Origin of the sequence: Psychrobacter faecalis, from assembly GCF_016107575.1 — a bacterium.
GTDB lineage: Bacteria > Pseudomonadota > Gammaproteobacteria > Pseudomonadales > Moraxellaceae > Psychrobacter > Psychrobacter faecalis.
In genome coordinates this window covers 1-5,341 of the sequence record NZ_JABAST010000067.1, presented here as the reverse complement: position 1 = coordinate 5,341, position 5,341 = coordinate 1, and the positions used below count along the sequence as shown (strand labels likewise).

Genomic DNA, 5,341 nt, shown 5'->3' with positions numbered 1-5,341 from the left:
GTATCAGTAAGCATTTAATCTAAATGGCAGTTACACAGAATTCGGGATGGGCTCAAAGTACGAGCTTTAAATAAATCAATAATGTAATCATTTTGCATGTCAGTCATATACATAAAAATGGTAGCTTTATCCTTACATAGAATACGGACACGTTTGGCTGTTTTATCAGATCTACTTGAGGTATTAGCTATATAATCATTTCTGTCAATTTTATAAGTCATATCTACCCAGCCTTCTTTAAGAAGAAAGCCATGTAAATGTAATAGTCTATTCTTTTCAAACTCGGGGCTTGCATATCTGGATGTGTACCATACATCCCTATTAGAATGAATATTATCGCTTACTTTGAAGTTCATAAACTTAGCAATATTATCAAGTTCGGATATAAGCCAGCTTTCTTTCTCAACCAATTCTTGTTGGTATATTTCAAGCTCTTTATTTGGTTCTAAGTCTACAGTCCATATAAATAAAATAATAACGAAAGCAATAAGTGAAATATCAGATAACTTATACTCTTTACCTCTTATTTTCACTGATTATTTTCCTACATACTTAATTATATTTTTCAAAACTAGGTTATTTAATCTGTTTTAAATATTCCAAGTAGTTAACTAATTGTTCTCTATATTTCTCATTCGATCTAAATTTTGGAGATTCAACCCACTTGTTACGATTATGAATAATGGATTCTAAGGTAAAGTCCTCATAACCAGACTCCGCTTCACAACAAGGACATATTTCATATAATGGGAATTCACCGTCTAGACCCCATGGCAAGAAATCCTCATCATAGTAACCGCATATTTTACAACTGTGTAACTCTCTATTGAGCATGAAAATATTCCAAATTAGTTGAGTAGGGATGTGTGGAAGCATCAGGCTTAAAAATTGTTCGAGGTGCACCATCTTTCGTTTTGACGGCAAATGTGTTTGTTTTCGGATTATATAAAACCGTATCACCATTCTTTCTTGTTTTATTTAAAGTTCCACGCGGAGGGTCACTCACAAACTCTTGAGCATGACGATAGTAGTCATTTTGAGATTTTAGCTCAGGAAATTCTTTGCTATGTTTACTCCAATGCTCTGCTAGGTTTGTATTAGGAGATCTTTTCTTAGTAGAAGTCCAGTCGAAACCTTTTTCAGAGTCTCTGTAGATATTGTTATTACTTAACGCTCGTTTTCGAATCACGTACTGTCCAGCTTTAACGCTAGTCTTAGCAGATAGAGCACCCCAACCTAGCGGAAATGACATAATATCAAAAACCAATCCCGCTTCATCTCCAATTTTTTGCACACCTTCATGGTATTTCGCACGATCACCATTGACATCTACCCATAGAGAATTAAGACGTTCTTGATAAATTAGTTCTTCAGGAGTACCTGCTCCTGCCCAAAGCCCACTGTCTTTCAATGCTTGTTCAGTAGATACGTCAACCCAAATCCCTAACTCCTCATCAGACATTTCATCTTCAGAATCTTTGTTGTCAGAAGCTGCAAAGTTAGAAAGTACAGTTTCTGGATCAGTTTTAGGAAACACCAAAGGTTCTGCCTGCGCAATACTGCCAACATCAAAGTCAGACTCTGCAAACGCTTGCTGAGTCGCAATCAGCTTCGCGCCGCAGCTGGTGACATCGCCACCACGTGCGATAGGCGCACCATCGACGATAAAGGAAGCATCACCACTAACAATAGTGGTGACCTTTTTACACTTTTTACAGATGACTTTATCGCCTTTACGGGCAACAGGGATGCCGTTATGAGTGGTGCGCGGTGAGCCGGAGATGACCGTCCCACCGTGAGAGGTCTTTGCGCCGACGGTGATATAGGCTGCCATAGTGCTACCTTGCTTAAATGCCCAAAGTGTAAACTCTTAACTCGAGTCTATTATTTGCCTGACATTATAGATGGCTAGAGCGTTAAATATCAAACTTAAGTTTATCTAAGGGTGTGATTTAGGCAGCAAGCTTAATCCATGCAAAGTATAAAGGCGATTAAAATGCTGACGGTAATAAGAAATAGAAACTCTTTACTCACTATAAATAACAAGCAAAAATCTAACCTTCCATCTCGCCAATTAACCAATTAGAGACATCATCAATTTGCGCTGCCAAATCAGGATGCGCTTTGCTTAATTCAGCAAGCGTGGCTTTTACTTCATGTCTATTATATTTAATGTCAGTCAATGTCTCTTTTAACAAATCAATCAACTCAACGTTTAGCGCATCAGAGAAAATGACAACATCGCGTATCACTGCTTGTTTCACATCAAGGTGCAAATCAATAATGCCCCAATCAAATCGCGTCTCGATATGATGGCTAAATTCAGGCGTCTTACCAAAACGCCAATCCCAATCTGCCATTTGCTGATAGTATTTATTGAGTGTCGGCTGCTTGGCGAGACTGGCTTCATCCAATTCTTCTACTGGCGTAGTGTCGCCATAATCAGTGTCACGATAGTATTCGCAAAATGCCTCGATAATCGCATTAGATAAGGTCTCGTGATTGATGTCTTCATTAAACTCAACTAAGTTAGCAACGCGCGCACGCACCGACTTGATGCCTTTGGCTTTGAGCTTAAGGGGATGGGGGTTGAGATAATCGCCTAGCTTTTGCATGTTGGCATTAACTAATAAAGTCCCGTGATGAAAGCTACGATCCGCCGCGTGTTTAAAGGCACTACCTGATATTTTTTTATCGCCGACTTGCATGTCGTTACGCCCAGATAAATCCGCGTCTATGCCCAATTTTTTTAGCGCATTGATGATAATGGTAAAGTTCGCTGCTTGGTCATAGTCGTCTTTGGGTGATAAAAAGGTAAAGTTGGTATTGCCCAAATCATGAAACACCGCGCCGCCGCCACTCTGCCGCCGTGCCAAAAACACCTCGTCGGCTTCCATCTTATCGATTTTGCACTCCACCCACGGGTTTTGCGAGCGCCCAATGACCACGGTCTCGCTATTGCGCCATAAGAATAGCGTGTGCGAGTCGGGATTGAGCGTATTAAATATCCAATCCTCGGTCGCAAGGTTGAACCAAGGGTTGGTCACAGCAGACTTTAAAATGCGCAGTTTCATTACTTATCCTTTTTCTTGAATAATTATTCTAGATTGAATGTTATCAATAGATACTGTCATTGTTGCCGATGCGTGGTTGGAATTCAATGGGTGTGTGGTATGGGAGCGGTTTAAGTCTGAGGTTTTAAGAAGTTAACTTATTTTTAGTCTTTCTGTTATGATTACGACTGATATTAAGTGACAAATAGCATTGGTTCAAACCAGCGAACTGATGCATAAGAAGAGACTTGGTTATGGATGAAAGGATAAAAAACTTAGATACTCCTAAGAAATGTGAGATTTTTGCTAAAAATGCTTTGAATGCAGGCAGAGAAGATTTGGTAAAACAAGCAAAAGAACGAGCTATTCACTTAAAAGCTGAAAACTATGGTGCTGAAACGTCGGCAGAGAAAGAAGCTATAAAAGCAGTCTATGCTTATGAAGAGGTGCTAAGTGCCAAAAATGGTAAGAAAACACGCGCATCTAGAACTTGGCCAATGATTCAAAAATACGGAATAATTAATGCTGTCGAGCGCGCCGTTGATCGTAAATCTGAGACAAAAGGTTATACCGCATTATTAGAGATGGGCTTGGAAGCCTATGCTTTCGAAGCAGTAATACTTCGCTATCCTGAACTGTTTTCCGACAGTGCTGTAGAAATATCTCAACGACGAATGAGCGAGTGGAAAGAAAATGTTTAGAATAAACACAATTTTAACTTAGTTGGAGAGTTATGCATGCAAATAGATTTGGCAAATTGGATATCTGTGTTTATAGCTTTAATAGCAACGGCCTCAGCTGCCATAACTTATGCGGTCTACCGTTCGTCAACCGATCCAGAAGTTATTGTTTATGTAGATACAGATAAAAAGCGACCATCACTTATTATTTTAATTATTGAGAACATAGGTAAAGGGCCAGCAGAAAATATAAGTTTTGAAACGTCTAGAGATTTACCTGAAAAAGCTTTCACTATAGAAGAACCTCAGAGCATGCCAAAAACAATGATATCTGGGCCTATCGTAGATGGAATTCCTTTCTTAGCCCCTAACCAAAAAATTATTATTTCTTGGGGGCAATATGGAGGGTTAAAAAAATATATTGGAGGTAATAATATTATAGTTAAAGCTAAGTACAGAAGAGCTAATTCTATGACTTGGTTTAATAGATCATCGAGTTCGTCTCAGCTTTTCGTTGAAGCATTTCACGGAACAGATATTTCTGATTCAAACTGGGATAAGAAGATTTCAGAAAGTTTAATAAAAACTAATGAGCAATTACAAAATATTGATAAAGCAATTAAAAAATTAGGTTCGGGGGAAAGCTAGAATTTGCTCACAAGCACAGACCCTACACACAAGTTACCATTAGCCTTATTCCTATTAGTAGAAACGTGTATATTATGTTAGCAAATTCTACACTACTAATAACCTACCCAAAATCTTCCCTCAGAATAGCCGCCATATTACGCTCAGCAAGCCCCGTAATAAACACATACGGATTGACGCCAGCGCTACCGGGGATTAATGCGCCATCTTGCACGTAGATATTTTCGTGCCCTTTGACGCGTCCAAATTCATCAGTCGCCAAGCCTAATACACAGCCGCCAAGCGGGTGATAGCAGAAGTTATCGCCGAAGCCTTTGGTAAATAATAAGCTTGATGTCGAGCCACCATTTACTTTGGCGAGTCTTTCGATCAGCTCTTTGGCCGCATTTACTGAGTACTCGTTTTGCTCGCGTTTCCAGTTGAGTTTGACGGTTTTTGTGGCCTTATCATAGTAATAGTTACCGCGTTCTGGATTATCAGTGATGGCGAGATATAGCGTCGTCCATGTCTCAAGCCCTAGCGGTAATGGCGCGAGTTCGGCAAAGATTTTGTACTTTGAGCCATCTCTATCGCCGTCCCACATATTGATGCCTTTAACCGGAATGGTCGATTGGGTGGTGCCCGCGGCGTGGACAAAATTGCGCCCCGTCATGATGTTACCGTTTGGGCCCCAATGCTGGCCAATATGCTCGTTTAGCTTAGTAAGCTTGCCTTCCGCTTGGCTTTTTAATAATAGCTCTGAGGTGCCCGTACTGCCAGCATTAAGGAAGAGCTTATCGCAAGTGTAATGCTCAACTTTATCGATGCCGCCCGTGGTATTGAGGACATGAACTTCTAATCTGAGTCGCTCATTCTATGAGTCGGCGACTGATGCAGAATGTTTACAAGCCTTTATGGCGCTATCAGGGAGTTTCCCAAACTCTGTGTAACTGCTTATAATCCACTAACAGGAGAATAAGC

At 40.2% G+C, this 5,341-nt stretch carries 6 protein-coding genes; 2 read left to right on the top strand and 4 right to left on the bottom strand.

All coding sequences use genetic code 11. The features are described 5' to 3' along the window. Positions 1-14 precede the first annotated feature (14 nt). The 3 genes from JFC07_RS12805 to JFC07_RS12795 form a co-directional block, all read right to left on the bottom strand. Positions 15-533 (bottom strand): hypothetical protein, encoded by a 519-nt coding sequence (locus tag JFC07_RS12805; RefSeq protein ID WP_198329204.1) that lies wholly within the window; start codon positions 531-533, stop codon positions 15-17. Between the two features lie 290 nt (positions 534-823). Next, positions 824-1,834 (bottom strand): PAAR domain-containing protein, encoded by a 1,011-nt coding sequence (locus JFC07_RS12800; protein WP_198329203.1) that lies wholly within the window; start codon positions 1,832-1,834, stop codon positions 824-826. 220 nt (positions 1,835-2,054) lie between these two features. Continuing rightward, positions 2,055-3,074 carry a lipoate--protein ligase gene (locus JFC07_RS12795; protein WP_198329202.1) on the bottom strand — a complete coding sequence of 340 codons (1,020 nt, stop codon included), beginning with the start codon at positions 3,072-3,074 and terminating at the stop codon, positions 2,055-2,057. 233 nt (positions 3,075-3,307) lie between these two features. Here JFC07_RS12795 and JFC07_RS12790 point away from each other — a divergent pair, with 233 nt between their 5' ends. Both JFC07_RS12790 and JFC07_RS12785 read left to right on the top strand, forming a co-directional pair. Continuing rightward, positions 3,308-3,754 carry a hypothetical protein gene (locus JFC07_RS12790; RefSeq protein WP_191690162.1) on the top strand — a complete coding sequence of 149 codons (447 nt, stop codon included), beginning with the start codon at positions 3,308-3,310 and terminating at the stop codon, positions 3,752-3,754. A 36-nt stretch (positions 3,755-3,790) separates the two neighbouring features. Next, positions 3,791-4,381 (top strand): DUF8453 domain-containing protein, encoded by a 591-nt coding sequence (locus JFC07_RS12785; protein WP_198329201.1) that lies wholly within the window; start codon positions 3,791-3,793, stop codon positions 4,379-4,381. Positions 4,382-4,484: 103 nt separating this feature from the next. Here the strand turns inward: JFC07_RS12785 and JFC07_RS12780 are convergent, their stop codons facing one another. Then, positions 4,485-5,033 (bottom strand): GMC oxidoreductase, encoded by a 549-nt coding sequence (locus JFC07_RS12780; RefSeq protein ID WP_227678337.1) that lies wholly within the window; start codon positions 5,031-5,033, stop codon positions 4,485-4,487. Positions 5,034-5,341 lie beyond the last annotated feature (308 nt).

Excerpts from the sequence above, each read along its gene's own strand:
- JFC07_RS12795 (WP_198329202.1), bottom strand. The coding sequence starts at position 3,074 with ATGAAACTGCGCATTTTAAAGTCTGCTGTGACCAACCCTTGGTTCAAC.
- JFC07_RS12780 (WP_227678337.1), bottom strand. The coding sequence starts at position 5,033 with ATGACGGGGCGCAATTTTGTCCACGCCGCGGGCACCACCCAATCGACC.
- JFC07_RS12790 (WP_191690162.1), top strand. The coding sequence starts at position 3,308 with ATGGATGAAAGGATAAAAAACTTAGATACTCCTAAGAAATGTGAGATT.
- JFC07_RS12800 (WP_198329203.1), bottom strand. The coding sequence starts at position 1,834 with ATGGCAGCCTATATCACCGTCGGCGCAAAGACCTCTCACGGTGGGACG.
- JFC07_RS12785 (WP_198329201.1), top strand. The coding sequence starts at position 3,791 with ATGCAAATAGATTTGGCAAATTGGATATCTGTGTTTATAGCTTTAATA.